We start from the raw sequence: 25,120 nt of genomic DNA, 5'->3' as shown, positions 1-25,120 counted from the left end.
AACGATTATGAAGCTGTTAAGACTATGTACACTTATTTTGATTGTGACCCTTACTTCATGTAGTACCGTTAAGGTAACTACTGATTATGACACTAAAGTTGATTTCAACTCTTATAAGACGTTTGCGTTTCATAAAAAAGGAATAGATAAAGCTACGATTTCAGATTTGGATAAGAAAAGAGTAATGAGAGCGATTGAGGCAGAAATGGTGGCAAAAGGATTTACAAAATCTAATGATCCAGATATCCTGATAAGCATCTTTAACAAAACTAGAGAAAGAGTAACAGTGAATAATAACAATTTCGGTATGGGCTGGGGTTGGGGCTGGGGTTGGAATCCATGGATGTGGGGTGGTATGAGCCAGGCCAATGTAAACCAATATACAGAAGGCACCTTGTTTATAGATTTTATAGATAGAAGAAAGAACGAGTTGGTTTGGCAAGGAATCGGCTCTGGAGCTATGAAGTTTTCGAACCCAGAAAGGAAAGATAAGCGTATAAAAGAGTTTGTTAAAGAGATTATAGAACGATACCCTCCAGGGTCATAAAATAAAATAGAAAAGCGCTCATTGTAGCGCTTTTTTTATACCCAAAATTGTACTTTTGCTCTATGTTTAAAAAATACATTCCGCTTACGGAAGAGGATTACTACTTAAACGAACAAGGCTATAAGGTTTTTACAGAAAAATACCACCTTAAAAGAGGGTATTGTTGTAAAAGCGGTTGTAAACATTGTCCGTATGGATACGATAAAAAAACAGATACTTTCAAATAGTGACTTTTACACATAAAATGTATCTAATAAATAAACAGAATATTACGAATATGAAGAATAGAATTTTAATAGCCTTAATCGCATTTCAGTTTTTTGGTTGTGCTGAATTACAGAAAGTTGTAAACCAATTACCAAACCAAGAAGTACTGACACAAGAACAGATTGGAAATGGATTGAGACAGGCCTTAGATAATGGTATAAAGAACCAGGTGTCTAAATTAACGGCTACCGATGGGTTTTATAAAAATGAATTGGTTAAGATCTTGTTACCATCGGAATTGCAAGAAGTGGATAAAGGATTGCGAAAAATAGGATTAGGGTCGTTAGCAGATAAAGGACTACTCCTGTTAAATAGAGCCGCAGAAGATGCCGTAAAAACAGCGACACCAATTTTCATTGATGCGGTTAAGAATATTACATTCAACGATGCTAAGAATATATTGTTAGGAGAGCAGAATGCGGCTACTTCATATTTGCAAAATGCTACGTCAACTTCTTTGTATAAGAGCTTTAGCCCAGTCATTAAAAAATCTTTTGATAAAGTAGGGGCGGATAAAGTATGGACGGATCTAATAAACAAATACAACAAGATCCCTTTTGTAAATAAAGTCAATCCTGACTTAACAGACTATGTTACAGCACAAACCTTAAAAGGTGTTTTTACCATGATAGAATTGGAGGAAAGAGGAATTCGGGAAAAAGTAGGTTTAAGAAATACCAGTTTACTTCGAAAAGTATTTGCTCTTCAAGATTAATTCACGTCTAATGTTCTTGTAATCAAATAATTACGTATATTTAACGTAATTATGCTATTATGAGTTTAGACACCCCCCTATATACGTACACGCAGCACCTTAAAAAAAGGTATAGAAAACTATTAGAGAAATCTAATGCGTATAGAATTATTGATGAGCCTATTAGCGATATGGCCGCTTTTAAAGCAATGAAAATTATGAAAAAGCTGGATCAATTGAAGTATCTATCAAATTGATTCTTCGAGAGAAATCCTTAATTGTTTGAAATAGGCAAATGCTTTTTCTAACCGAGACCCATACCAACTAAACATTTCTCCATCTACAAAAACCACTTTGGAAACATTTGTTTGTTTTTGTATCTCAATCCTATGCTCTTCTTTAAAAGGATATGGCTCTGAGGAGAGTAAAATAAATTCTGGTTGTACTTTATTGCTCAGAGAAGTAAGTGTAACTTTGGGGTATCGGTCTAAATGATGATATACATTTTGAAAACGGTTTATGCTAAGTAAATGATCGATGAAAGTATTCTTGCCTGCTACCATCCAAGGATTTCTCCATATGAAATATGCGACGTGAAGTATGGGTTTGGCTTCAATAAAGGATTCAAATGTTCGTTGTTGCGCGTTTATTTTCCGAAGAAGATAAGAGGCTTCCTTAGTTTTTGAGAAAATAACTCCATATAATGCAATCAACTCCTTAGAATCATCCAAGTTATAAATGTCCGAGACGTGCGTTGGAGCAATGCTACTGCAGTCTTCTACAATTTCTTTGGTGTTCTCTTCTTTATTACAAAGGATAATATCTGGTTGTAGCGCTCTAATTTTTTCAAGATGAATTGATTTTGTACCTCCAACAATGTTTTTATTTTTTTTAGCATGAAGAGGATGGATACAAAATTTAGTAACCCCCACAATGCTGTCTTCTAAGCCAAGATCATATAATAATTCAGTTTGACTAGGAACGAGAGATACAATCTTCTTAGGCGTATAATCAATAGAAAATGTGTTGTTTTTTAACATTTACAAGAGGTTCATTTTAAGGGATTTAAAGGTAAGTTATTATCGGGAATTACTGATTAACATAATTTTAACCAAAATTATAGTTAATTTTATGAGAGTAACAAGAATTCAATTTACACAATGAAGTCTGGTAGAATAATTATAATACTCTTTCTACTTGCATGTTCTAGTCTATATGGCTATGAGCGTGTGAAAGATATTGATTTTTTCTTTGTTCAAAAGGATACCTTGAATATAAATAATACCATCGCTGAGGATGGTAAAATAATATCGGGGCAAGATTTGAAGACTGAAGCGATCTACAGCGCTTATTTGGGTAATGATAAGAAGGCAATAGAGTTGGCGGAAAAGTATATAAAGAGTGTTCATGATATTTCTATTTTATCACACGATTCTTTTTTGGAGATAAAAGATACAGAAGGCTACAAAAGGTTGGCAAATGCATATCTCCCTAAAACTAATATTTGGTTGTTGTTCTTTTTTGCTTGTGGTTTGATTGGAGTGTTTTTGTCCGTGGTTATCAATTTAAGAAGAAAAGGAGATCTGGTAGGGAACATACTGATAAGTTCTTTTGTCCTCTTTCATTCATTGTTCATGATTCATCTTTGTATTCACCTATCTAGGAATAATTTTAGTTTACCACACACGTTATATTTTTCAACGTCATTTTCATTTTTGTACGGACCACTTTTATACTTCTACTTTAAAAGGATTTCGGAAAAATATAGATTTAGATGGGTAGATGCACTACATCTAATACCTTCCGTATTATTATTCTTATATCTACTCCCAATTTATTTATTACCAGCAGATGGTAAGGTGCATTTAATGTTCAACCGGAATGAGATATTGTACGATACCTTGCGTGGAATTGTCATTTTGAAATACATCTCGTTGACTGCCTATGCTTATTTTGTATATAAGCAGTATAGAAAGATTATGAGGAAGAAAAAGAAACCTCATTTTCAAATTTTGAACTGGCAACGAAATATGATGATTTTGAATATGTTCTATGTTTTCTTCTATATCGTTTATGGTATTGCACTATTACGGATAGTTACATCAAATAATCTATTTATATATCCTCAAACATTCTCCATGTCTGTTATCATATTATATGTAGGATATATTGCATATGTTCAGCCTAAGGTTTTTAGCAAAAAATTCTTGTTTCAAGAAACAAAGAAAGACTTTAAGTATAAAAAGTCTGGTTTAACAGAGAGTTATTCTGAAGAACTTAAGGAGCAACTACTGCAATTATTAGATCAAGAAAAAGTATACAAGCAAAGTAATATAAGTCTGGAAAAATTGGCCACTAGATTGGGTACAACAAGACATAATATATCACAAGTCATTAATGAACACTTCGGAATGAACTTCTTTCATCTTATCAATAAATATAGAATAGCCGAAGCTGTGGAAATACTAAAAAGTGACTATAATAATAACCTTAACATCATCGATGTTGCATACGATGTTGGTTTTAACAATAAAGTAACATTTAACAAAGCATTTAAAGCAGAAACAAACATGACTCCCAGTAGTTTCCTTAGAGAAAGAGATGCTTTTGGTTTCTCCAGTTAAGTAAAAAACAAGTAAAATTTTATCGGAAAAGAAAACTCTTATGGGGTTTACCTGTTAAAAAGGACAAATGCAATTACTTCGATTTGTATTTGAATTATTAGCTGGTTATTATCAAAGGTTACCTCTTAAAATATCCATTAAACTTTGACTTCATTGAAGGTATTATTTGAATAATGCCAGCTTTTTTTCAACTACAGAATCTTAATTCAAATGTTTAACGAAAAACAAAGTTTATGAAACTAAAATTTTTTTTAATAGTGATGTTCTTCTTGAGTCTGTCAATACAAGCACAAGAGAAGAATATATCTGGTACTGTTTCCGATAATACTGGAACACTGCCTGGGGTAAGTGTAATTATAAAAGGCACAACAACAGGAAGTGAAACAGATTTCGATGGGAAATATACCATAAAAGCTAAAGTTGGAGACGTGCTGGTCTTTAGTTACCTCGGTTATAAAACTGTTGAAAGGACTATTGGAACGGCCAATGTGATTGATGTAAAAATGATTGAAGGAGGCGAAATACTGGATGAAGTAGTAGTGGTTGCGTATGGTACCAGAAAAAAGGAAGCGATTACTGGTTCTGTTCAGGCTATTAATGCTTCGGTACTAGAACAACAACAAGTAACCTCACCATTAAGAGCACTTCAAGGAACTGTTCCAGGAGTTAGTTTAATTACTCAGGGAGGACAACCTGGAAATAATCCTAATATTGTTATTAGAGGTTTTGGAAGTTTTAATGGAAGTAATGCTCCATTGATCGTGGTTGACGGTGCACCTTATAATGGAAACCTGAATACCATTAGTCAAGATCAGATCGAGTCAATTTCTGTTCTAAAAGATGCGTCTTCTGCGTCCTTATATGGTTCGAGAGCTGCGAACGGGGTAATTATTATAACTACAAAACGTGGTAAAAGAAATTCACAAGCAAAAGTTTCTGTTAGAACGCAATATGGGCTATCCAATCCTGCAGTAGGGATTCATGATCTAGTAAGTTCAGAGGATTACTTGAAATTAAATTGGGAGGCAATTAAAAACAATAATATATACCAGTTTGGTCAAACGCCTACATTGGCGGCTCAAAATGCAACGAATCAATTGATTCCTACATTAGGATACAATCCATATAGTGTGACAAATCCAATAGGTACTGACGGACAGTTAGTCTCAGGAGCAAATTTACTGTGGAATACAAGTTGGGAAGAAACCATTTTAAGAAAGAATGTATCTCGTGTAAATCATACACTGAGTGTTTCTGGTGGAGGTGAAAACAATAACTATTTTATGTCATTGGATTACTTAAATGATGAAGGTCCGGTAATTGTATCGAATTTCGAGAGGATAGCAGTTAGAGGAGCTGTAGATACAGACGTAAACGACTGGCTTAAGGTTGGTTTAACATCGAGTTATTCAAGATCTCATTCAAACAATCCTGATCAAACGTCGGGAAGTACAACACAAGCAATCTCATGGATCTATAGTAACAGTAGTATTTATCCTATTTATGTTAGGGATGAAAATGGACAACTAATATTAGATGCCAACGGACAACAAGTTTATGATCTAGGGAATGGAAACGGTCGACCTATAGGACAAACTGTAAATAGTATTAGACCTGGTATTAACGGAGAGAATATTCTTGCATCTATATTACTTGGTTCAGAAAATAGAGTACGCTCGAATTTTGTTGGTTCGGCTTATGCAGAACTTAGCTTCCTGGATAAGTTCAAGTTCAGAAGTACACTGAACTACGAAAATTACCTATTTGATAGTCATTCCTTTAATGACGACCTGATAGGGGCAGCCTCGCCGGTTAATGGTAGGGTAAGTAAACAACGAAATATTACGACCACGCTAAATGCTATTCAAGCATTGAGTTATAACGATACATTTGATAAACACAATGTTTCTGTGGATCTTATTTATGAAGCAAATACGCAAACTACAGATTCATTTAGAGCTTCTGCTACTGGGTTTTTACCAGGTCAAGAAGAGTTAGGAAACGGAACAGTAGCCGAATCATTTGGCGGATTTAGGCTAGAACAACGAATTGCCAGTGTTTTAGGAAGAATTTCTTACAACTTTGACAACAAGTACTTTTTTGATGGATCTTATAGAAGTGACAAGACGTCTCAGTTCAGTAAAGAGTTTAGAACAGGTGATTTTTTCTCGTTTGGTGTAAGTTGGAGTGCACATAAGGAAGATTTCCTATCAGACGTAAGTTGGTTAAGTAATCTTAGGATTCGTGCTTCTTACGGAGAATTAGGGAATATAAATATTCCAGGAGGTTTCTTTCCAACAAGCTTTTTGTTTGGAGGTGCTAACTTTGGAGGAATTACAATATCTCCTGTAGAAGGCTTTCCTACTTCTTTACCTAGCTCAACATTAATTGACCCTTCTTTAACATGGGAAACATCAATTACTACAAACATTGGTTTAGACTTTGGGCTATTTGATAATGCTATTACGGGGACAGTAGAATATTTTAAAAGAAATAGTGTCGATTTAATTCAAGATATCACAACTACTCCATCAACGGGAGCTCCAGTGTTGAGAGCAAATGCAGGGGAAATAGAAAATAGAGGATGGGAAGTTTCGTTAACAGGTAATATTATAAATAAAGAAGATTGGCAATGGAGTGTTAGTACTAATTTTTCGTTACTAAAGAATGAAATCAAAGTAGTAACTCCATTTACAGATAGGTTAGTTCAAGGCTCTAAGCTTTGGGTGCCAGGAAACTCCATTTTTGAATTTTATGTTAGAGAATGGGCGGGGGTAGATCCAGCAAATGGAGATGCTTTATGGTACCAAGATGTAACTGATGCTAATGGAAATGTTACTGGTAGAACAATTACAAACGATTACGATACTGCAACTAGATACGAAACAGGAAAAGAGTCTATTCCAGATATTCAAGGAGGTTTCAATACCAGTTTCAGATATAAGGATTTCGATTTTTCAGTATTATTCAATTTTAGCCTGGGATCTTATATCTACGATTCTGATTATAGTGGTTTAATAGCAAATATGTCAAGCATTGGTTCATCTGCTCATCCAGACAACCTGAACGCATGGAGTCAACCAGGGGATATTACTAATTTCCCAAGATTGACTATTGCTAATAACAGCTTTAATAATAGATCTACAAGATTCATATTCAAGAATGACTATGTAAGAATGAAGAATATCAGTTTTGGCTATAACCTTCCAACAGATGTGTTAAATAGAGTTGGACTTTCTAAAGTGAGACTTTATGTATTAGGAGAAAATATGTTTACATGGCAAAGCCATAAAGGTATAGACCCTGAACAGTCATTCAATGGATTGACGGCAAATAGATCTCCGTTACAAAAGACATTGACACTTGGTACTCAAATAGAATTCTAATCGCTCATTTTATACGAAACGAGAAATTAAATTTCTTTAAACGAAATATTTAAATGATAAAAAAAACAAAAAAATGAAACTAGTTATATATAAAAAGCAAATACTACATAGATTTTCAGCCCTCGCTTATATCATGATGATAGGTGTAGCATTGAGTCTGGTGTCTTGTTCAGAAGACTTTATTGAAGATCCCACAGATACTACAGGAGCAAACAGTGGAGTAATATTCTCTGATAAAAGTAATGTAGAGACCTATATCGCCGGAATATTGGCAAATTATAAAGGACAATATAGAACCGTAGATGTTGGTGGATTATACGCCATGTATTTTGCCAGAGCGGTAAAAGGAAATGATATTATTCAAGCATTTAGTTGGTATACGTTTGATTATGGACATGAAAATAGAGAAGCAACGTTTAGAAGAACCAATTTTACTTGGGATTTCAACTATGAGAATGTCAACTTTGCTAATGTTTTAATAGATGGAGTAACAAAGAGCACTTCGTTAAGTGAAGCAGACAAAAAGGAGTTAATTGCTCAAGGAAAATTTTTTAGAGGTTTTCACCTCTTTGAATTAGTGCTCGAGTTCGCTCCTAATTATAATAATAACAGAGACCTAGTAAGAATTCCAGTGTATACGGAGCCTACATCTGTGGAAAACGTGACAGGAAACCCTCCAGTACCATTGAGTGAAGTTTACAATCAAGTAATTCAAGATTTAGAGGATGCAATCGCTGATTTACCAACAACAAGATTAGGTAAAAGTTTTGTAAATAAAGCGGTAGCGCAAGCTGTGTTAACAAGAGTTTTGGCAGTAACACAAGACGACTGGCCTAAAATGTCTACTCTGGCAAAAGCCGCATATGGTGGAAGCGCAAGTACGGCAGTACAATCTTCGAGTTGGCAAACAGGCTTTAACAATATGCAGGATCAGGAGTGGCTGTGGGCAATGTTCCAAAATGGTTCTGATGAAACGAACTTTTTTTGGGGTCATGCTGCACCTATGATGGATCATCTTACAACAAGTTATAGAGCTACGTATTTTGATCCTGATTTTGTGAGTACGTTTTCTAATAGTGATGTAAGAAATAGATTCTTTGATATTTATGGAGTCTCTGCTACTACACCTTGGAGAGAATTCATATCTACTAAATATGCTTTCACATTTGCCTCTGATATACCCATTTTAAGAAAATCTGAAATGGTGTTGTTTGATGCAGAAGCGCAGTATCATATGGGTAACGAAAATGAAGCAAGATCATTGTTGTTTGCACTTCAATCGGCTAGAGATGCGAATGCTACGATAAGTACAAATACAGGGCAAGCTTTATTAGATGAAATTTTATTAGAAAGAAAAAAAGAATTCTTTGGAGAATTTGGACCGCAATGGTTTGATGCAAAGAGATACAATCTTCCTATAAACAGAAATAATATTCATCGAATTCCCATTAACGTACCGGCGAATAGTAATTTATTTTACTTGAAGATACCGCAAGATGAAATGGATCTGAATCCTAACTATGCTGGATTTACGAATGACTAAACTACTAATGACTAAACTTAAATACTGAGAGATGAAAAAAATCTATTATTTATTACTGAGTCTTGCTCTAACAACTTTTACATTCCTGAGTTGTGAAAATAGTTTGGAGCTAGAGAAATTTTCTTATGTAACCTTTGAATCAACTGCCTATAATTTTGGCGTTGACATAGGTGGTACAAATACTCGGGGAATTAAAATTTATACAGCTGACGTGACAAACTCCAATAGAACCTTTACGGTAAATGTTGTATCTGCAGGGACTACGGCAGATCCAGCATCATATGTAATTCCACCTTCAGTAACTGTTCCGGCAGGATCTAATGAAGGGACCATAGAAGTGACAGTTTCTGATATTAATGTAAGTTCATCGGGAGAAACTATTGAATTAACTTTTAGCGATGATGCTGGATTATTTTCTAGTCAGAATATGGTGCTAAATGTAAGTCAAATATGTTCCTTAAATGAACTGAAACTAGAGATTACATTTGACACATACCCAGAAGAAACTTCGTGGGAGATGTATGATGGAGCAGGGGCACTTATCGCTTCTGGAGATTCATATAATGGTATGACGTCCTTTGAAACAAATTGGTGTTTGCCAGATGGTAATTATCAGTTTGTGATCTATGATGCATATGCAGATGGGATATGTTGTAACTATGGTAACGGCAGTTATAAGCTGAGTTCCGGAGCGACGACGATTTTTGAGGGAGGCTCTTTTGGAGCTTCTCAAGCAGTGAATTTTTCGTTACCCTAAGCAATAATTCTCATGTGTGTTAGGTATAGAGGTTTTAACCTCTATACCTTTTTAAATTGTCTTGCTATGAATGATACTTCTTTATGACTATATGTGCCAATCGTGTATCAGTTCTTACCGTATTAATTTGTTACTCATGTTTCTTAGTTTTTTTGAAACTATAGGCATGTAAGATTAGATATAATTAGTAAAAAAAACAGCTAGTAGTAAAACTATTGTTGAGGGAATCTTGTTTACCTAGGTTTAATGAAATTTTTAATGTCTTAATAGTTAAAAAACTATAAGACGTTTGATTATACTCAATTGCATGAAAGCTAAACTTATCGAAGAAATTGCTCAACAAGGAGATGTTAACCAAATATACCTTGATGAACTTAATATATGGATGGTGCTATTTTTCTCTATAGGCGTTATAGGAGTCTTTTTTTCGTTGATGATTAACATGAGAAAAAAGAGAGAAGTTCATAGCTGTCTAATGATAGGTTCTTACATATTATTGTACTCTTTTTTCAGCATATGCTTAAGCCTACACATGTTTGATGTTGATGTTGATACTGTAAATGGATTACTTCTTATCACAACACTTACTTTTTTAAATGAACCCTTGCTATATCTCTATTTTAAAAGAGTCTCCGAAAAAAGGCCTTTGAAACCAAGAGATCTTTGTCATGGATTACCTTTAGTCCTATTTCTTATAGGTTGGTTTTTTTATCGAGTTACTTTTCTAGACGCCATGTACTATAAGCAAGCGCTATTAATGGTATATACCCTTTTCATATATAGAGTTTACAAAAAGAAAGTTGATACGAAAAGAAAGTCAGAACGTGATTTGATTTCATGGTTACAAAACATATTACGTATCTATTTAGTTTTTTTAGCAGTTTACGCAATAACTATACTGTCCTGGCTCAAAGCGATACCGCAATTTTTTACAATGTATCCATTACTGTTTTCAACAAACCTTATGATCTTGTACATGGCATATACGGCTTATATTAAGCCTGATATTTTTAGTAGATCTTACCTCTTTAAAGAAGGTGTTTTTTTTAAATATAAAAAATCGGGTTTAACAGATGGATATTCTGAAGAGTTGCGCAATCGGCTTCAAGTATTATTTGAGCGTGATAAAATCTACAGAAATAGCGGTCTCAGCTTAGAAAACCTTTCTGAAGAATTAGAAACTACCAGACATAATGTCTCGCAGGTTATCAATGAACATTTTGAAATGAACTTTTTTCAATTTGTCAATAAATATAGAATAAAAGAAGCCGTACATATGTTTGAAGAGAGTAATTATAAGGATCTTAAGATTATTAACATAGCATATGATGTCGGATTCAACAATAAAGTAACTTTTAACAAGGCATTTAAAGCCGAGATGAGCATGACTCCTACATTGTTTATTGAACAAATGAGACATAAACAATCCAAAAATGGTAAAAAGAAAGTAACTAGTTATCGGGAAAGTTAAAGATGATAGGGGCTACCATAAAAAGAAATAACTAATGCTTTATTTGAGTCATTATTTGAATTATGGTTGGGATGCTTATAAAGTAATTTTATTATTCTGTTAAACTTTGTCTTCAAATTAAGTTACCGAAAAAAGATTTTTTATAGCTCCTGACCTATTTTTTATTTACAATTCTTTTGCCATTTGTTGCTGTAACTCCAAAGCTTTGTTCGCCGAAGCTTCGGCAAAATCTTTTCCGCTAGATGCGTAAATGATACCTCGAGAAGAATTGATCAATAGTCCTACTGAATCATTCATCCCATATTTACATACATCTTGTAAGTTTCCTCCTTGAGCGCCCACTCCTGGCACCAATAAAAAACTACTAGGAACGATGGTTCTAATATCTGCTAAGTATTCGGCCTTTGTGGCTCCTACCACATACATTAAGTTTTCAGAATTATGCCAAGATTTTGAAGTCTCTAAAACTTGTTTATATACCTCTTTGTTTTGAACCTCTTTTGTCTGAAAATCAAAAGCTCCTTTGTTTGAAGTAAGTGCCAATAAAATGGTATGCTTATTATCAAAAGCTAAAAAGGGTTCAACTGAATCTTTTCCCATATAAGGAGCAACCGTTACACTATCGAAAGCTAGATCTTTAAAAAAAGCTTTTGCATACATGGTAGAGGTATTTCCAATATCTCCACGTTTTGCGTCGGCAATGGTAAAAATCTCTGGATGGTTGGTGTTTATATATTCAATAGTTCGCTTTAATGCTTTCCATCCTTTTATACCATATGCTTCGTAAAAAGCGGTATTGGGTTTGTAGGCAACACATAGATGATGTGTCGCATCAATGATGGCTTTATTAAACTCAAAAATAGGATCTTCCTTCTCCAATAAAAAAGATGGAATCTTATTCAAGTCCACATCCAGGCCAATACATAGAAAAGACTTCTTTTTATGAATTTCAGAGATAAGTTGTTCAGTGGTCATAGTTGTGTATAAAAGTTGGGCAAAGATACATGTTTTTAAGACTTTCTGTTATCTTTGTTTGAATGCTTCAGTACATTATAAACAAAATTTTCTATGGTTTTTTGACACTTTTTGGAGTGGTTACTGTTATTTTTTTACTATTCAATATTTTACCTGGAGACCCAGCAAGAATGATGTTAGATCAAAGGGAAGACTCTGAACAACTTGCAAATATTAGAAAGAAGTATGGATTTGATCAGCCTAAAACCAAACAATACCTGTTTTATTTGAATGATGTCTCGCCGCTATCTTTTCATAGCAAGGGTAAAGAAGATTATACAAATTTAGAGAGCAAGCCATATTCCTATCAATCCTTATTTTCAATAGGTAATACGAATGTTGTTTTAAAATACCCATACTTAAGAGAATCTTTTCAAAAGAATGGAAAAAAAGTATCCCATATAATTTCTGAAACATTACCCAATACGGCTGTTTTAGCGCTGTTTGCTATTTTAATAGCGATAGTGTTGGGGATTTTTTTAGGAGTATTATCTGCAGTTTTCAAAGATACTTTCTTCGATCGATTTGTAGCTGTTATCAGTACATTTGGTATGAGTGTACCTTCATTTTTTTCTGCCATACTTTTTGCCTGGTTATTTGGTTTTGTGCTCCACGAGTATACCGGATTGGAAATGACAGGAAGCTTGTATGTTGTTGATGATTTTGGAGAAGGTTCTTATATCCAATGGAAAAACTTGATCTTACCTGCTATTGTATTAGGAATTAGACCACTTGCTGTTGTGATTCAATTAATGCGGAATTCATTGCTGGAAATTTTAACACAAGATTATGTAAGAACTGCAAAAGCCAAGGGACTTACTATGTATCAGGTAATAAAAAAACATGCATTAAAAAATTCTTTGAATCCAGTTGTTACTGCTATTTCAGGATGGTTTGCCTCCATGTTGGCTGGAGCCGTTTTTATTGAATATATTTTTAATTGGAACGGTTTAGGAAAGGAGATTGTTGATGCATTAAACACGTTGGATCTGCCTATTATAATGGGAAGTGTATTGGTTATAGCAACGCTTTTTATTATCATAAATATTATCGTAGATATTATATATAGTTGGTTAGATCCAAGAATACGATTACAGTAACATGAAAAAAATAGTTCTTATTGTCATGATTATATCCTTCTCGGGATGCTGTTTTGAAACCCCCACTGAATTTACAGAAGCCTCGTTAACAGAAGAATTTGTTACACTAACCGATGAAGAAATTGCTATAGGAGAAATTTTATCAAAATACCAAGGAAAGAAGGTCCTGATAGATGTTTGGGCCTCCTGGTGTAAAGATTGTATTGTAAGACTACCCAAGCTCAAAGAGTTTCAAAGAGAAAATCCTGAGATAGTGTATCTCTTTTTATCGTTGGATAAAAGTACAAGAAGCTGGAAAAGTGCGATAGATCGATTGGGAATTAAAGGAGAACATTTTTTTATGCAAGCTGGAAAAAAAGGAACGTTTGGAAAATTTTTAGACCTGTGGTGGATACCAAGGTATGTAGTACTGGATGAAAACGGAAAAATTACGCTGTATAAGGCGACAAAAATCACTGATAAAAACATTGTGCAAGCCTTGAAAAAATAGCGTATTTTAGCGACTCAAATTAAGAATACCATGAGAAAAAATATAGTCGCTGGAAATTGGAAAATGAATAATAATGCAGCGCAAACTTTGGCGTTGATAAACGGAATAAAAGAAGCGATTCAAACTTTTGATCTTACTACTAGAGTTATTGTGTCTCCAACATTTGTTAACTTAAGTTTGGCGGTTACTGCGGCCGAAGAATCTGTTATCGAAGTTGCTGGGCAAAATATGCATCAGGCAACAAATGGAGCTTATACTGGAGAGATCTCAGCAGACATGCTAACTAACATTGGAATCAAGTCTGTAATTTTGGGGCACTCAGAAAGAAGAACATATTTTGGAGAAAATGATGAGCTGTTGGCTAAAAAAGTAAATACAGCTTTAGAGAATAATCTCGAAGCGATTTTTTGTTTTGGAGAACAACTCGAGGATAGAAAATCTGGAAACCATTTCGCAGTTGTAGAATCTCAACTGAAAAACGCATTATTTCACTTGGAAGCAAGTGCGTGGCCCAGTATAGTATTAGCCTACGAGCCTGTTTGGGCCATTGGAACTGGAGAAACAGCGAGTCCAGAACAAGCGCAAGAAATGCACGCTTTTATCCGAAATTTAATCAAAGAAAGGTACACGAATGAAATTGCTGAGAATGTATCTATTTTGTATGGAGGAAGTGTAAAACCTGGAAATGCAGTGGAAATATTTTCAAAAGAAGATGTTGATGGTGGATTAATAGGTGGAGCCGCATTAAAAGTAGAAGACTTTACAGCCATCATTAAAGCAATATAAATGGCAAAAAAGACCTGGCAGGAAAAGTTCAATTCAGATAAACCACCTATCGTAAAAGTAATCGATAAGAAGTTTGCTGATATGCCTGCAGGGACAAATATGTTTATTGCTACTCCCAAGATTATTGATGCTTATGTAAATCATATTCCAAGTGGAGTAGCTGTGGATATTCTAACTATGCGTAAGGACTTGGCAGCTGAGTATGAAGCTGAAAAGACGTGCCCAGTTACGACCAGTATTTTTCTAAGAATAGCATCAGAAGTTGCTTTTGAAAAATATCAAAACGGGTCTTCGTTGGAGGCGATAACGCCTTTTTGGAGAGTAGTATCATCTAAAATGTCATTAGCCAAAAAATTAGCGTGTGGTGTAGATTTTATTAAAGAACAACGAATGAATGAAGAATTGTCATAATGGATAATGTGTATATAGAATATACTTTTAAAGTAACGCCGAAAGAAACGGGGACTGAAATCTTAATAGCTCAGCTAGGGTTTGTTGGCTTCGAAAGTTTTGTTGAAACAGAGAGTGGAGTAACGGCCTATATCCAAAAAGAAGATTGGAATGAAGAAATACTGGACCATGTTTTTGTATTGAATTCTGATGATTTTTCTATAAGTCACGTATTTAACGAAGTGGCTCAAACAAATTGGAATGCCGAATGGGAGAAGAATTTTCAGCCTATTCAGGTAGATGGTAAAGTAAGTATTCGAGCGCCATTTCACGAAGATCCAAAACTATCTTATGATATTGTTATAGAGCCTAAGATGAGTTTTGGTACTGGACATCATGAAACCACACATATGATGGTGCAGCATTTATTAGCATTAGATATTTCTGATAAGAAAGTGTTAGATATGGGCTGCGGTACTGGAATCTTGGCCATATTTGCTGAGATGAAAGGTGCACAACCTATAGATGCGATCGATATTGATAACTGGTGTTATGAAAACTCAGTTGAAAATGCGGCAAGAAACAATTGCCAACATATTTCAGTGTATGAAGGAGATTCTTCACTCTTAAGTAATAAAAACTATGACCTTATCATTGCTAATATCAATAGAAATATACTGCTAGCAGATATGAATATCTATACCGACTGTTTAGGTAAGGGAGGTACATTATTACTGAGTGGATTCTATAAAGAAGATATTCCTACCATAGATCAAGAAGTGTCAAAATATGGATTGTCACTAGAAGCGAAGCTGGAAAGAAATAATTGGGTAGCGTTAAAATACACGAAGAATTAAATATTCTTTTATAAATTAGCTGTATGAGTACAAAAGAAAAGATACAAGAAGAAGTTGATGTACTAGAAAAAGAAGTAAATCAACATGAGATCGTTTTATACAATGATGATGTTCACACATTTGATTTTGTAATAGATTCGCTAATAGATGTGTGCGAGCATACGTTAGAACAGGCAGAGCAGTGCACTATTTTGGTGCATTACAAAGGAAAATGTACAGTCAAGTCAGGAGAATATAAAGATTTGAAACCTCGTTGTTCAAAGTTGTTACATCTTGGACTATCAGCAGAATTGGTATAGTATGGAGAATGTTTTAAAGTATTACGAATTTTCTTCTTTTAAAAAAGACGCTTCACAAACCTTTCATGGAAATGAAATTTCATATAGCGAGTTAAATGCAACTCATTTTTTGATTTTTGAAAAATCTGGAAATCAATACAATTTATATATCTCTAGATATGGGCTTAAAAAAGAGATTGGAGTAAAACCACCTGAAATAGTTGAATTGCTTGTAGAGAATTACGATAAAAGTATTCCAGAACATCGAATAGCGATAAGAAGATATTATCCAAATTAAAAAGAGCCTATCAAAGTTGATAGGCTCTTTTATCGTATTAAATTACACAATAAAAAAATGAAAGGTTATTTTATCACCTTATCCAAGTCATAAAAATAAAAGTCTTTTTGATCGTTCATTGCCGCAAATAATCCACTTGAAAAGGTACTGTTTAATGGAATGGTAACTACATCACAACCATCAGTTTCCAATGTAGATAGGTTGACTGCTTTTATGAAATCATTCGATACTCTGTCAAAAATATTAAACTGCCCTTTTTGTTGATCAGAAACAATAATAAATCCTTTGTTATCCTTCATTCTGGCAATGGCAATACCTTCAATGTCTTCTGCAAAATACTCACCTCCAAAACAGCTGATCTCTTCATTACCCATAGACGGTTCTGCATAGTACTTTCGTATGCAATGACCTTCATCAGAATAATAGATAAAACCTAGTTCATGATCAACAGCAATGGCTTCGATTTCTTTTTTTTCGCTAAACTTTCCAAACTTTCGAACAAGTTTTGATGCAAGATTACCAGTGCTATCTGCTGTAATTGTATATTGGTATAGATACCCTTCCTTAGGACCTGTCTTTCTTCCAACGATTGCATAGATCGTACTGTCTTTAGGTGACTGATACATGCTAATTCCCATTGGGAGTCTGTTTGTTGTATCTTGTTCGTCTGTAAATACAGGGAACCCACCTTTATCTAAAGGTTTCATATCAGGAACAGAAAATAGGCGAATCTGTTGCTTTTCTCTTTCAGTAAAAGCAATTACATCAGTAAAGGTAGAATCGTTTATCTTAAGATTATAGGCAATATCCACATTGTTCGGTCTTTTAATGTTTCTTAGTGTCTTTTCCTCTATGATCTTACCGTCAAGATCAAAGGCATAAACTGCTCCGTTTGTCTTCTTATCTGTTCCAAAAACAATACTCTTTGCCGGATCTTTTTTGTTTACCCATATTGCCGGATCATCGGTATCATTAACTGTTTTCTCGGTTATAACATCAGGAACTATTGCAGGTAATGTATTTTTTCTTTGGCAAGAAGAAAGACCAACTACAACTGCTATAAATGTTGAAGGTATTATGTTCGATTTTTTAAACATTTTCATAATTTTGGATTTAACTTAGTTTCTTTTGAACAAGTCGTATTTTAAACCGATGCTAATGCGTCTTCCGTAATATTCTGCCTGCATTGTTCTGTTGCTTAGACCTTGATAATATCTTAAGGGTTGATCAGTGATGTTATTTACATCAGCATAGACTCTTAAGTTTTTGTTGATCGTGAAAGATGCGTTAAAGTCTAGGAAGAATTGTTTGTCATAGTATCGATCCTCTAAGCTATTTCCTCCAATTTCATCCACATAAGCATCAGAGAAATTAGCAGATAACCGAGTGCTAAACCTCTTGTCTGAATATCCTAAGGAACCATTGAACATATTTGGAGCTGTGTTAGGAAGGTCTACATCATTACGTTCATCTCCATCTGAGTTACGAATCCCATTAGCATTCGAACTAATGTGAGTGTAGTTAAGATAAATATTAAAGTTTTTTAAGAATCCAGGTAAGAAGTCAAGTTGCTTTTGCAGCGCTACTTCTAATCCAAAAATAGATGCGTCATCACCATTAACAGGTCTTTTAGCATCAAATCCAGTAGTCCCAGCTCCTAGAGAGTCATCAGTCGTAGTAGTAACTAATGGATATATAAAATCATTGATTCTTTTGTAAAAAACACCTCCAGATAAAATACCAATGTTTTTGAAGTATGTTTCAGCCAATAGATCAAAGTTCATAGAGGTTGTTGGGTCTAGATCTGGGTTTCCGATCTCGATTTCGGAATCTTCTCTAATGATATTTCTAAATGGTATAAGATCAATATAATTAGGTCTGGCAATAGTGTTTGTCCAGGCAAAACGAAGTGACGAGTTTTGTGAAAAGTCATACTTCAAATGAATGCTCGGTAATATGTTAGTGTAGGAATTCTTATCCGTTATTGTGGTCACACTTTGAAAATCTCCATTCACATCATAATTTACGATGTTTCCGGTACCTTCGATATTTGTATTCTCTAAACGGATACCAGCCAGCAGCGTTGTTGATGAGGATAATTTTTGAGTGATCATAGCGTATCCCGCAATTACATTCTCCGAAGCATCAAAGTTTCCTCCTAAAAATTCGTCAACGATGGATTCACTGTCAAACAATGCGGCATCTGCTAAGTTTAACTGACCTAAGTATGCAGGATCTACGTATTGTCCAGCTACATACTGACTTCCAGCTAAGAAATCGGGGTCTGTTTCATTTACCAATGGTAAGGAGGCGAAGTTGTCAAACGTATTGTTTAACGGGCTGTATTCAAGGAAGTTATTATTTCTATTCTTGTCTTTCATCCGTAATCGAGCACCAAACTTAAAACTACCTTCTTGATCATTTACGAGGCTCATCGGTAGCTTTAAGTTAACGAAAAAGTTCATATCTTTTTCTTCTGTAAACTGAGCTTCTTCAGTAATCTCTCTTAAACTGAAGTTGCTTAGGGCAACATCACTAGTATTAACTGGGGTAATTATTGGAAATCTAGTGTCCGACAGGTCAATGTTAAACGGAATAGGGTTTCCGCCAACTTCCTCTAGTTCGTACTCTATATAACGCTCATTCAAACGCTCTTCAGAAGCAGTAGCATAAGAAGCCAACCAGTCGATTTCCAGTTTTCCTGAAACATGACTACCTCCCAAAGTATAGTTTTGCATACGCTGATCTTCCAGACGTCTGTTCTTATTTCTGTTATTATCGATACCTCCTTTAGTTTGTCTTCTGATCTCTCCCTGATATCCTAAAGAAGGATTAGTGTCATCTATATATTCTATGCTTCGATAACGAAGTCTGTATCGATTTTCTCGATCATCTCTCCAGTTATACATTGTTTTTAAATAGATGTTGTTATTATCGTTTATTTGGTAATCAAAATTTACAGAGAAACTTCTACGGATTCTTTGCACTAAATAGGTTCTAATGTCAGATTCGTTAATGAAAGGAGTAGCATTGTCATCCCACTCGAATTCAATATTGTCAGAACCAAAGTCATTATCATTAATAGAAGCACCAACCATCCAACCGAACTTTTTGTCTTCGGTTCTATCTCCAACTAAGAAAGACCCATTCAAGATTCGTTTACTGGTAATGGTATTCGTTCCTGAACCCAATGTTCCAGACAATCTAAATCCTTGGGGAGCTGTTCTTGTAATAAGGTTAACGGAACCTCCTAAAGCATCTGCATCCATGTCTGGAGTAACGGCTTTATTCACCTGAATGGTTTGGATCATATCTGAAGGAATAAGATCCATTTGAATGTTTCTGTTGTCTCCTTCCGCCGATGGGATTCTACTTCCGTTTAATGTTACAGAATTCAATTGAGGAGAAAGCCCTCTAACAATAATGTTTCTAGCTTCACCTTGGTCGACTTGCATAGTGATACCTGGAATTCTTTTTACCGCATCTCCTATATTGGCATCTGGGAATTTCCCGATCTGATCTGTAGAAACAACATTGGTGATATTAAGGTTGTTCTTTTGCGTATTCAACGCTTTAGCCTGCCCTCTTAGTCTAGATGATTTTATTTGGATGACATCCAATTCAATACTTCCCGACTTAAGTTCAAAGCTCACGGTAGTGGTTTCATTTTCCTTAACAACTACCTCTTTGGTAATATCTTCATACCCCAAATATGAGACCTTGATGGTGTGAGTTCCAACGGGAACGCTCACGATAGTAAATTTTCCGTCAAAGTTAGTAATGTCTCCCTTCTTAAGAGATTCAATAACAACATTTGCACCTGGGACATAGATACCATTAGAGTCCGTTATCTGACCCTTAATAATACCTGTTTGCGCAGTTGTTTTTGCCGTTGTAAACGATAAAAACAGCGTTACAATTAAAAGCTTTAAAGCGTTACATAGTTTCATTAGTTCTTGTTTTTTAAGTTCTTCAAAGTTAAGTATGATAGGGGCTTAGAAGTGGTTTGTAAGAGCAACAAAACGTTAACATATTTATTTTTTAGGTCAACATAAGAGCAACATTTGATATTTCTTTACTTTACAATAACACTAGGGAAAAACAGCTAAAAAAAATCAAATTGCGAGCATAAAATTTACAAGATCTTCTTTCGAATCGATGGGTAGCTTTTTTCGAAGACGATGTCTGGCTACTCGAACACTGTCTGGTGTAACTCTTAAAATAGATGCAATTTCTTTGGAAGAAAGATTGAGTCGCAGTAGGATTCCTAATTTTAATTCAGATGGAGATAGATTTTCTTCTGAAATATTAGAAAGTTTTTTGACGAAGTTTGGATGAATATCCTTAAAAAAGACTTTGAACTCTTCCCATTCATTTTCTTGTTTTAAGTTAAAATCGATCTCTTTCGTAATCTCTTTGATCTTTTTCTCATAATTAATATTGCTTCTATTAGCAATATTTTTAAGGGTGCTCGACAAGTCTGCTAGTATCTTGTTCTTTTGAGATAAGTGCAAGCTGTATCTGGATAGAGCCGTTGTTTTTAGTTGAATATCCTTTTGCAAATTTTTCTCTTCAATTTCTTTCTTGGCTAATTCAGCCTGAAGTGTACGTTGCTTATAAGTCTGCAGTTTTGCTTTCGAAGCCCGTTTTTTGCTGTAGTAAATAAGTAGGATAATAGCAATAATGCTACTGCAGGCAAATGTCACGATCAGTAGCGTTTCATTTGCTTTTATTACCTTATTCTGTTCCTGGAGCAATTGTATTTGGGATTTTTGTTTTTCCGAAGCATATGCTACCTGTAATGTGTTTATCTGATCTGCATTCTGATTCAATAGTGCTTTTTTATGAAAGTCATCTGACGCCAATTTAGAGATATATGCGTTTTTATAATCATTGAGTAGCGCATGGGTTTTGGCCAGATCCTTATAAGCACTAGCCAATAGATTGTAATCTTTTAGTTGTTTAGATAGTTTCAGGGACATAGATGTATATTCCTTCGCCTTAGTATATATATGTCTTTTACGGTAGGTGTCTCCAATATTGTTTAGTACATTGGCCTCTTCTTTTGTGTCAGAACCTTTTAAGATTTGATAAGCATCTGTGAAATATGTGTGAGCTAGATCGTATTTCTGAAGGTCTTCGAAGATGCTTCCTATATTTTCATTGATCAATGCAATTCCAACTTGATCATTGATGTTGGTAAAAATATCCAAACTCCTTTTTTGAAAAGAAAGTGCAGTAAGATAGTCACCTTGTTTTTCATGTACTACTCCTAGATAACCTTGTGCATCAGCATTTCCTTTCTGATAGTGTATTTGCTGAGAGCCTTGAAGCGCCTCTTCGAAAAACAACTTAGCAGCACTATAGTTGTTCATAGAAAGATATACGCACCCAATATCATTTTGAAGGTCTATTAATACATGAGAGCTGTTTTTTTTATCTATGTGGTCAAGCGCTTTTTTATACTGATTCACGGCTTCATTGTATAATCCTGAGCGATAATATTTCTCGCCTAGCTCAATAGACTGCTCAACGATCTTCCCATTGGGGAACTCCTGCCCAAAAGACCACTGGTAACAAGCTACCATATACAATAGTAGTATACCTAGTTTAATATTGGGAGCCATAATTATTTTGAAGCATAAAACGAACCAATAATAGAATTTGAATACAACTTTAGGGTTAGGGAATTGTTATGAAATATTTATGCGCTAGGAGTTCTGATAATAAATAGCTTGCTCAAAAGTGACTTATCCAAGAAGTATGTGTCTAAAAAGTAGATAACAAGAAGTTAAGATGTTTAATAAGCGAGCAATATTTTTTTTAGGACTTTTAATTGTATTGCCCTTAGGTGTGATGGGACAGGTGGTGCTGCCACCTATTCCTCCACCGCCACCACCAGGCTTGTCTATAGATGAAGGAGAATTTATGTTTATGGCTATTGCCTTGGTGTTCGGAGTTATAGAAATAAGAAGGAGAAAAAGTTGAGGATGTTGATGATTGGTTAGTGAAAAAAAGCGCATCGAAAGATGTGCTTTTTTTGTGACTAGAACGTGCGAAGCTAGAAATTTTATACAATATACTTTGTACAATAAATTTATTCTTCAGGTAATTATTGTTTTGTGAAAAACATTGATTTGCTCCTTCCTAATAGCCTTATTTGCATCCCTGTTTGATCTAAACCGAAGATTTCATAACACCACTGTTCTTGATTGCTATTGTCAACTAATTTTAGATAGCTAAATTTATCACCGATAGGAACATTTTGATTACACTGAGGGGTAGTAGTTTCAATACTATATGTAAACTCCTTTGTCGGTTCTCCTGTATAGTACCAGAAACACGTTCCAGTATTCTTAAATTCTAATTTCCATTCAGGGGTATCGTCAGATTTCCATATTCCTATAATATCCTGACTTTCTTGATTTAATTGATATATTGTAAAACTTGCTATTAATATTGACAATAATAATATTGACAATTTGGTAGATGTATTTGCCGTCATTTTTCTTAATGTTTTCATTACTTTTTATTTACAAATTATATGATTCTGAGCGTGACTAAACAATAGTCTTCTGTGAGGCAATCCATTAAAGCCGCCATTCACTAAAAAGGTAACTCTTGTTACACTTGTATTACTATTCATTGACGGATTTAATTTATTCAACACATCTTTTTGAAAAAACCATAAAGCGCTAATTACGGCAATTTCTGTATCACTTACCAACAAACCGGGTGTTGCTATAAAGTCTTTTGTGCTATTATAACGCCCCTGATAAAAATTAGTAAACTGCTGATAGTTATATCTTCCTGTTAAATGAATTACGCCTCTCCCTCTAAATCTATATCCATCTCCTGAATTGAAACTTCCATTTCCATTTCTATTAGCATACACTAAATTGCCTAACTTTTGTGCGTCCGCAAAAACAGGATTTGAACCACTAACATAATTATTTGGGTTTGCCTTATTTGGGTCTGCTGTTGGATTACTAATAGTATTAAAATACTTCTTCCAATTTTTATTATTTGTCCCCAGTCTTGATATTCTGTAATTTAAATTTTCCTCAAATGCCTCAAATTCATGCCCTCCGATTTTAGTGCTTTCATGCCCAGCCTGAGCTAAAAAGTGTTGTAATTTTTCATTGGTATCTATTCCAAAGTTCTTACCGTGTTCATTAATGTAATCCGCAATACCTTGTAGTTTCGCAGCACTTGTATTTGGAAATACATTTTGTAAGTCTACAAGTGTCGTTTCACATTTGTCTACACAAGTTCCTCTATAATCTTCTACTCTACCAGCAGCACATATACACATACTTACTCCTGAAACAAATTGCTCTACTTTGTCGGAAGGACAAACACAATCTCCTGTAACCGGATCAGTTACTTTTCCCAGTGGACACCTTGGATCAACTAAGGTTGTTACCGTATTATTATTGTCATCATTTCCAGTATTTGGATTTCCTGATCCTCCGCCTGTTGAAATATCTCCGTCGTTCGGGTTATCTCCATCTACTGGGTCTCCTACCGGAGCATCACAATGTGAAAAATCCAATATTTCCACCTCACTTGTACCAGTACAAGTAAACCCGCAAAAACCTGAATTCGTCTGACAACCATGAGGAGCTCCTAAATGTTGACAACAGTATGTGCCTGCGGTATGAGTTCCTCCTTGATTACATGCTTGAAATTCATAACCTACTACAATGCCTTCACAATCATCATCGCCGCCGCCTCCATCTCCAAACTCCCAATCGAAGGAATCTCTCGAAGATAAGTCCAGGCTACTTGTATCTAGCGCATCTCCATTAATGTGTTCAAGAGTTGTAATATAAGGGTCATTAGGGTTCTCATCATTATGTTGATACTTTATCAAATAATAACGAAACACATCGTTATGCTTCTTAATCATAAAATTTTCAATATCAGAATCCTCATGGGTAGGAGTTTCTACCTTAAATGTCCATGTAATAGCATTATCAACGGTAATTTTTGCTATTTCTTCATCTAAGATAATCAATCCATCACCGATAACTATACTTCTTTCTGCGCTAGTATTTGTATGTCGTTTAAACCTATGTTGAATCTTTTTTAGAGCAACATCAATTTGAATATCTTCTTGAAGCTCTTTAGCACTTAACTTTTGTACTTCATAATTCTTAGCAACTGTGTTAACTGCCTCTGTGGTATTCGTCAAAAAATCTTCTTTTTGACAATTGTATAACAAAAGATTCCCTATAAGGAATACTATAACTGTTCGATTCGATTGATAAATCCCTTTCTTTTTTGCTTTATAATACTGAATAACAAGTAGTAAGAGATCACTGTAAATAGTGCTATAATTATTCAAAAGGGGGAGGTCGTGAAACTAACTTACTACTTGTATGTCAATGAGATTTTTCTTTTTTCTTTAGTATAAAAGTAAAGGGAATTACAATACCTGTCAATCCCTGAAAATGATGAAATTTTAAGCTCACGGAATAAGGTGTGACTATATTGTAGTTAATTTGTTATTACAAACAAAAAAGTTTGCAATTTTGCAGACTTTTCATTCTTATGTGACCTCGGCAGGATTCAAGTATTTCTGTATGTTTCTCATAATCAATAATTTACATTTT

General features: G+C 34.6%; 23 protein-coding genes. 16 read left to right on the top strand and 7 right to left on the bottom strand.

From position 1 onward, the window contains the following. Nucleotides 1-7 precede the first annotated feature (7 nt). The 4 genes from RQM59_RS07610 to RQM59_RS07595 all read left to right on the top strand — a co-directional run bounded on the left by RQM59_RS07610 (nt 8) and on the right by RQM59_RS07595 (nt 1,765). Nucleotides 8-547, top strand: coding sequence for a DUF4136 domain-containing protein (locus tag RQM59_RS07610; protein WP_349241501.1), 540 nt, complete (start codon nt 8-10; stop codon nt 545-547). A 62-nt stretch (nt 548-609) separates the two neighbouring features. Next, nucleotides 610-774, top strand: coding sequence for a C1orf53 family protein (locus tag RQM59_RS07605; protein WP_349241500.1), 165 nt, complete (start codon nt 610-612; stop codon nt 772-774). A 50-nt stretch (nt 775-824) separates the two neighbouring features. After that, on the top strand, nt 825-1,529 hold the full coding sequence (locus RQM59_RS07600; protein ID WP_349241499.1) for a DUF4197 domain-containing protein: 705 nt from the start codon (nt 825-827) through the stop codon (nt 1,527-1,529). 59 nt (nt 1,530-1,588) lie between these two features. Beyond that, nucleotides 1,589-1,765 carry a Lacal_2735 family protein gene (locus tag RQM59_RS07595; protein ID WP_349241498.1) on the top strand — a complete coding sequence of 59 codons (177 nt, stop codon included), beginning with the start codon at nt 1,589-1,591 and terminating at the stop codon, nt 1,763-1,765. On the opposite strand, the gene RQM59_RS07590 is transcribed toward RQM59_RS07595, so the two are convergent. Next, nucleotides 1,757-2,548 carry an ABC transporter substrate-binding protein gene (locus RQM59_RS07590; RefSeq protein WP_349241497.1) on the bottom strand — a complete coding sequence of 264 codons (792 nt, stop codon included), beginning with the start codon at nt 2,546-2,548 and terminating at the stop codon, nt 1,757-1,759. The genes RQM59_RS07595 and RQM59_RS07590 overlap by 9 nt on opposite strands. A 228-nt stretch (nt 2,549-2,776) precedes the next feature. Here RQM59_RS07590 and RQM59_RS07585 point away from each other — a divergent pair, with 228 nt between their 5' ends. The 5 genes from RQM59_RS07585 (at nt 2,777) to RQM59_RS07565 (ending at nt 11,289) form a co-directional block, all read left to right on the top strand. Continuing rightward, nucleotides 2,777-4,132 carry a helix-turn-helix domain-containing protein gene (locus RQM59_RS07585; protein WP_349241496.1) on the top strand — a complete coding sequence of 452 codons (1,356 nt, stop codon included), beginning with the start codon at nt 2,777-2,779 and terminating at the stop codon, nt 4,130-4,132. Nucleotides 4,133-4,365: 233 nt separating this feature from the next. After that, nucleotides 4,366-7,518, top strand: coding sequence for a SusC/RagA family TonB-linked outer membrane protein (locus tag RQM59_RS07580; protein ID WP_349241495.1), 3,153 nt, complete (start codon nt 4,366-4,368; stop codon nt 7,516-7,518). Between the two features lie 73 nt (nt 7,519-7,591). Then, complete coding sequence (locus tag RQM59_RS07575) at nt 7,592-9,061, top strand: RagB/SusD family nutrient uptake outer membrane protein (protein ID WP_349241494.1); 1,470 nt, start codon at nt 7,592-7,594, stop codon at nt 9,059-9,061. A gap of 31 nt (nt 9,062-9,092) precedes the next feature. Next, the gene (locus RQM59_RS07570; RefSeq protein ID WP_349241493.1) at nt 9,093-9,818 is read left to right on the top strand and encodes a hypothetical protein; all 726 of its coding nucleotides are present in this window, start codon (nt 9,093-9,095) and stop codon (nt 9,816-9,818) included. Between the two features lie 307 nt (nt 9,819-10,125). Then, entirely contained in the window at nt 10,126-11,289 is a 1,164-nt protein-coding gene (locus RQM59_RS07565; protein WP_349241492.1) for a helix-turn-helix domain-containing protein, read from the top strand. 165 nt (nt 11,290-11,454) lie between these two features. On the opposite strand, the gene pyrF is transcribed toward RQM59_RS07565, so the two are convergent. Next, nucleotides 11,455-12,264: an orotidine-5'-phosphate decarboxylase gene (gene pyrF / locus RQM59_RS07560; RefSeq protein WP_349241491.1), complete on the bottom strand. Its 810-nt coding sequence runs from the start codon at nt 12,262-12,264 to the stop codon at nt 11,455-11,457. Between the two features lie 62 nt (nt 12,265-12,326). Here pyrF and RQM59_RS07555 point away from each other — a divergent pair, with 62 nt between their 5' ends. From RQM59_RS07555 to RQM59_RS07525, 7 genes are read left to right on the top strand one after another with little or no spacing between them, the layout of a single operon-like run. Beyond that, nucleotides 12,327-13,403, top strand: coding sequence for an ABC transporter permease (locus RQM59_RS07555; RefSeq protein ID WP_349241490.1), 1,077 nt, complete (start codon nt 12,327-12,329; stop codon nt 13,401-13,403). 1 nt (nt 13,404) lies between these two features. Continuing rightward, the gene (locus tag RQM59_RS07550; protein WP_349241489.1) at nt 13,405-13,893 is read left to right on the top strand and encodes a TlpA family protein disulfide reductase; all 489 of its coding nucleotides are present in this window, start codon (nt 13,405-13,407) and stop codon (nt 13,891-13,893) included. A 30-nt stretch (nt 13,894-13,923) separates the two neighbouring features. Further along, nucleotides 13,924-14,679 (top strand): triose-phosphate isomerase, encoded by a 756-nt coding sequence (tpiA, locus tag RQM59_RS07545; RefSeq protein ID WP_349241488.1) that lies wholly within the window; start codon nt 13,924-13,926, stop codon nt 14,677-14,679. Continuing rightward, nucleotides 14,680-15,090 carry a hypothetical protein gene (locus tag RQM59_RS07540; RefSeq protein WP_349241487.1) on the top strand — a complete coding sequence of 137 codons (411 nt, stop codon included), beginning with the start codon at nt 14,680-14,682 and terminating at the stop codon, nt 15,088-15,090. Further along, nucleotides 15,090-15,926, top strand: a complete 837-nt coding sequence (prmA, locus tag RQM59_RS07535) for a 50S ribosomal protein L11 methyltransferase (protein ID WP_349241486.1) — start codon at nt 15,090-15,092, stop codon at nt 15,924-15,926. Before RQM59_RS07540 ends, prmA begins: the two co-directional genes overlap by 1 nt. A gap of 23 nt (nt 15,927-15,949) precedes the next feature. After that, a complete protein-coding gene (locus RQM59_RS07530; protein ID WP_349241485.1) occupies nt 15,950-16,225 on the top strand; it encodes an ATP-dependent Clp protease adaptor ClpS in 276 nt (91 codons plus the stop codon). 1 nt (nt 16,226) lies between these two features. Next, nucleotides 16,227-16,502: a hypothetical protein gene (locus RQM59_RS07525; protein WP_349241484.1), complete on the top strand. Its 276-nt coding sequence runs from the start codon at nt 16,227-16,229 to the stop codon at nt 16,500-16,502. 65 nt (nt 16,503-16,567) lie between these two features. Here RQM59_RS07525 and RQM59_RS07520 read toward each other — a convergent pair whose 3' ends face one another. The 5 genes from RQM59_RS07520 to RQM59_RS07500 form a co-directional block, all read right to left on the bottom strand. Further along, nucleotides 16,568-17,605 (bottom strand): phytase, encoded by a 1,038-nt coding sequence (locus RQM59_RS07520; RefSeq protein WP_349241483.1) that lies wholly within the window; start codon nt 17,603-17,605, stop codon nt 16,568-16,570. 15 nt (nt 17,606-17,620) lie between these two features. Further along, nucleotides 17,621-20,452, bottom strand: a complete 2,832-nt coding sequence (locus RQM59_RS07515; protein WP_349241482.1) for a TonB-dependent receptor — start codon at nt 20,450-20,452, stop codon at nt 17,621-17,623. A 165-nt stretch (nt 20,453-20,617) separates the two neighbouring features. After that, entirely contained in the window at nt 20,618-22,129 is a 1,512-nt protein-coding gene (locus RQM59_RS07510; RefSeq protein WP_349241481.1) for a tetratricopeptide repeat protein, read from the bottom strand. Nucleotides 22,130-22,614: 485 nt separating this feature from the next. After that, nucleotides 22,615-23,025: a hypothetical protein gene (locus RQM59_RS07505; protein ID WP_349241480.1), complete on the bottom strand. Its 411-nt coding sequence runs from the start codon at nt 23,023-23,025 to the stop codon at nt 22,615-22,617. A gap of 6 nt (nt 23,026-23,031) precedes the next feature. Then, nucleotides 23,032-24,699: a glycoside hydrolase family 19 protein gene (locus tag RQM59_RS07500; RefSeq protein WP_349241479.1), complete on the bottom strand. Its 1,668-nt coding sequence runs from the start codon at nt 24,697-24,699 to the stop codon at nt 23,032-23,034. Nucleotides 24,700-25,120: the final 421 nt, after the last annotated feature.

This window comes from Asprobacillus argus, from assembly GCF_032248395.1.
Lineage (GTDB): Bacteria > Bacteroidota > Bacteroidia > Flavobacteriales > Flavobacteriaceae > Polaribacter > Polaribacter argus.
This window is presented reverse-complemented; position numbering and strand designations above follow the sequence as displayed.

Coding starts and splice junctions, on each gene's coding strand:
- RQM59_RS07610 (WP_349241501.1), top strand. CDS start 8: ATGAAGCTGTTAAGACTATGTACACTTATTTTGATTGTGACCCTTACT.
- RQM59_RS07605 (WP_349241500.1), top strand. CDS start 610: ATGTTTAAAAAATACATTCCGCTTACGGAAGAGGATTACTACTTAAAC.
- RQM59_RS07600 (WP_349241499.1), top strand. CDS start 825: ATGAAGAATAGAATTTTAATAGCCTTAATCGCATTTCAGTTTTTTGGT.
- RQM59_RS07595 (WP_349241498.1), top strand. CDS start 1,589: ATGAGTTTAGACACCCCCCTATATACGTACACGCAGCACCTTAAAAAA.
- RQM59_RS07590 (WP_349241497.1), bottom strand. CDS start 2,548: ATGTTAAAAAACAACACATTTTCTATTGATTATACGCCTAAGAAGATT.
- RQM59_RS07580 (WP_349241495.1), top strand. CDS start 4,366: ATGAAACTAAAATTTTTTTTAATAGTGATGTTCTTCTTGAGTCTGTCA.
- RQM59_RS07575 (WP_349241494.1), top strand. CDS start 7,592: ATGAAACTAGTTATATATAAAAAGCAAATACTACATAGATTTTCAGCC.
- RQM59_RS07570 (WP_349241493.1), top strand. CDS start 9,093: ATGAAAAAAATCTATTATTTATTACTGAGTCTTGCTCTAACAACTTTT.
- RQM59_RS07565 (WP_349241492.1), top strand. CDS start 10,126: ATGAAAGCTAAACTTATCGAAGAAATTGCTCAACAAGGAGATGTTAAC.
- pyrF (WP_349241491.1), bottom strand. CDS start 12,264: ATGACCACTGAACAACTTATCTCTGAAATTCATAAAAAGAAGTCTTTT.
- RQM59_RS07555 (WP_349241490.1), top strand. CDS start 12,327: ATGCTTCAGTACATTATAAACAAAATTTTCTATGGTTTTTTGACACTT.
- RQM59_RS07550 (WP_349241489.1), top strand. CDS start 13,405: ATGAAAAAAATAGTTCTTATTGTCATGATTATATCCTTCTCGGGATGC.
- tpiA (WP_349241488.1), top strand. CDS start 13,924: ATGAGAAAAAATATAGTCGCTGGAAATTGGAAAATGAATAATAATGCA.
- RQM59_RS07540 (WP_349241487.1), top strand. CDS start 14,680: ATGGCAAAAAAGACCTGGCAGGAAAAGTTCAATTCAGATAAACCACCT.
- prmA (WP_349241486.1), top strand. CDS start 15,090: ATGGATAATGTGTATATAGAATATACTTTTAAAGTAACGCCGAAAGAA.
- RQM59_RS07530 (WP_349241485.1), top strand. CDS start 15,950: ATGAGTACAAAAGAAAAGATACAAGAAGAAGTTGATGTACTAGAAAAA.
- RQM59_RS07525 (WP_349241484.1), top strand. CDS start 16,227: ATGGAGAATGTTTTAAAGTATTACGAATTTTCTTCTTTTAAAAAAGAC.
- RQM59_RS07520 (WP_349241483.1), bottom strand. CDS start 17,605: ATGAAAATGTTTAAAAAATCGAACATAATACCTTCAACATTTATAGCA.
- RQM59_RS07515 (WP_349241482.1), bottom strand. CDS start 20,452: ATGAAACTATGTAACGCTTTAAAGCTTTTAATTGTAACGCTGTTTTTA.
- RQM59_RS07510 (WP_349241481.1), bottom strand. CDS start 22,129: ATGGCTCCCAATATTAAACTAGGTATACTACTATTGTATATGGTAGCT.
- RQM59_RS07505 (WP_349241480.1), bottom strand. CDS start 23,025: ATGAAAACATTAAGAAAAATGACGGCAAATACATCTACCAAATTGTCA.